This is a genomic window from Plasticicumulans sp. (genome assembly GCF_035331805.1).
Lineage (GTDB): Bacteria > Pseudomonadota > Gammaproteobacteria > Competibacterales > Competibacteraceae > Plasticicumulans.
Genome location: NZ_DAOLKE010000054.1, coordinates 1 through 2,681, shown reverse-complemented (window position 1 = coordinate 2,681; position 2,681 = coordinate 1). Strand labels below are relative to the sequence as shown.

1 protein-coding gene is annotated in these 2,681 nt (G+C 72.9%); it reads right to left on the bottom strand.

The window, feature by feature from the left end:
• On the bottom strand, positions 1-2,581 hold a 2,581-nt coding region (locus tag PKE44_RS06115; RefSeq protein WP_324549095.1), incomplete at its 3' end, for a YCF48-related protein.
• Between the last annotated feature and the right edge of the window lie 100 nt (positions 2,582-2,681).

Below are 2,681 nucleotides of genomic sequence, written 5' to 3'. Positions count from 1 at the left end.
AGACCGCGCACACGCCGTAGCGCACCAGTTCGCCGCGCAGCAGGTTCATCAGCGAACTCTTGCCCGTACCCCAGTTGCCGGTGATCGCGACGGTCAGCGGCGGATGCGTGTGCTCGTTGCGCAGGAAGTTCGCGAGCCCGCGCGCCAGCGGCCCGAAGGCCAGCGCATCGGCATCACCGGGCTCCAGCGGCTTGTCGGAGGCCGGCGCATCGCCGATCGACGCGGCCGGTGCGTATTCGGCGCGCGGCTTGCGGGCCGCGAGCAGCAGCAGGCCGAGCCCGAGCCCCCAGACCGGGTACAGCCACGGCGCCGGAAAGCGTGCGTAGACCGGCCAGTCGCGCAGCGCCGGATCGGTGTTGCGCTCGCCGCCGCGCCAGGTCTCGCCGCCGTCGTCGGTTGTCAGCAGCACCGGCCCTTCGCCGGCGATCCAGCCACGGCGACCGTCAGCAGCGAAGCGCACGCCGTAGAGCAACTGCGTGCTCGCGACGTCGGGCTTCTGCCAGGTCGTGCCGCCGTCGAGGCTGCGCAGGACCGTGCCACTCTCTCCGACCACGAACAGGCTGCGGCCATCGGCCGACGCTTCCACGTCGTACAGCGCCGAAGTGCCGTCGGGCAGGCCGGCCACCTTCTGCCAGCCCGTACCACCGTCCGCGACGGTCCAGAGCCGTCCGCCGAGGTCCAGCGCCCAGCGGCGACGGCCATCCCCTGTCGCCCGCACGCGGTGCAGGACCAGTCCGTCGCTGCCGCCGGGTTCGACCGCCCAGTGCGTGCCGCCGTCGGTCGTCATCAACGTCCGGCCGTCTGCAGCCGTTGCCGTGCCCTGCAGCCCGTCCTCCGACAAGCGCAGCGCGACCAGATCGGGACTGCCGTCCAGTGTCTGCAGTTGCCAGTTCACGCCACCGTCGACGCTTCCGAGGCTTGTGCCATTACGGCCGACCGCCAAAACCCGCCGGCCGTCGGCGCTGCAGTCGAGCGCCCGTAAATCCTGTTTGGTGCCGCTTGCCAGCGGCTGCCAGTGGCGCCCCCCGTCGGCGGTCGCGAGCAAGGTGCCGGACGTGCCGACCAGCCAGCCACGCAAGCCGTCGGCGGCAAGGCACACATCGAGCAGGGTGTGTCCGCTGCCGGTCACGAGTGGCTGCCAGTTGCCGCTGGTGGCATCGGTGACGAGCACATCGCCGTACGGCCCGAGCAGGAACAGCCGGCCGTCACGGCTGCGCGCCAGCCGGCGCGCCTGCCGTTCGCCGCCGCGCGTCAGCGCCACGAAGCGGGCATCGTCGAGCCGGGCCTGCAGCACGCCGCTTCGAGCGCCGACCCGCTGCTGCCGGCCGTCGGCGGACACGGCGAGCGCAGTCAGGTTGTCCTCACCGAACCGCTGCCGCTGCCAGCGCTGGCCGCCGTCGTCGGTCACCAGCAGCCAGCCGTCCTGAGCGCCGATCCAGCCGCGACGGCCGTCGGCGGCGAAGCGCACATCGAGTGCATTCATGCCGCCGAGCTTCACCGGCTGCGGCGCGAACGGTTTGGCCAGGCTCAACTGCAGCAGCGTACCTTCGAGCCCGACGACGCTGATCCGGTCGCCACCAGCCACCACGTCGATCGCGGTCAGGCTCGCCTGCGTGCCGGTCGTCAGCGTGAGCCAGCTCGCCCCACCGTCGACGCTCGCGAGCAGCGTGCCCTGCTCACCGGCCGCCCAGCCGTGCAGGGGATCGATGAAGCGCACGGCATTCAGTCTCGGCAGCGGCAGCGCGCGCGTCGGGCCGGGCGGCTGCCAGCTCCTGCCGCCGTCGATCGTGCGCAGGCGCAGGCCGTCGTCGCCGACGATCCAGCCGTATTGCGCATCGACGAACCAGATGCTGCGCAGCACCTTTTCGCCGGCCTCGGCGAGTTCGATCCGCTGCCAGTGTTCGCCGCCATCGTCGGTCACGAGCAGCGTGCCGGCGTCACCGACCGCCCAGCCGTGGCGCCCGTCGCTCAGGAAGTGCAGGGCGTTCAATGCCGGTGCGCGCGGCTGCGGGGCTTCGCCCGTCATCGGCGTCTGCTGCACCGGTGCGGTCGTCCCGGGCATCGGATAGGCCGGAGCGGCCGGGGATTGCGGCGCAGCCTGGTTCGGCACCTCGCTGCCCTTGCCGATCGCACCGTTCAGCGGTGGCATGGCCTGGGCGTGCGCAACGGCGATGCCCGGGACGGCGATGCCTGCCGCACGGGCGTCCGGCGCTTGCGTCGCCACCGGCCACTGCCGCTGCCAGCGCAGGCCGTCGCCGGACATGTGCAGGATCTCGCCAGCCCCGGTCAGCAGCCAGGTCCTGCCGTCGTCGGCGACATGCAGCGCGTTGATCGGGGCCGCGAGCAGCGGCAGGCGCATGAAGGCGTTGCGCTCGAACGGCCAGCGCCAGAACGCCGGATCGAGCCAGCCCGGTGGCGGGCGCCAGGCATCCGGGTGCGGCGGCTGATGCAGCGCAAGCCCGGTCGAGCCGGCGAGGAGCAGCGCAGCGGCCAGCAGCAGCCAGAAGCGCGACTGGCGCAACCAGCCGGCGCGGCGGGCACCGGCGGCAGATGCGGACGGGGCGGACGCGGCTTCGGCCACCGGCGGGACTCCGTACTGCGGCCGGCCCCGGATCGGGCCGGCCGGTCGCTGCAGTCTGGCCGCTGCCATCCGCGCGACCGGGCAAGCTGAACGAATGGCA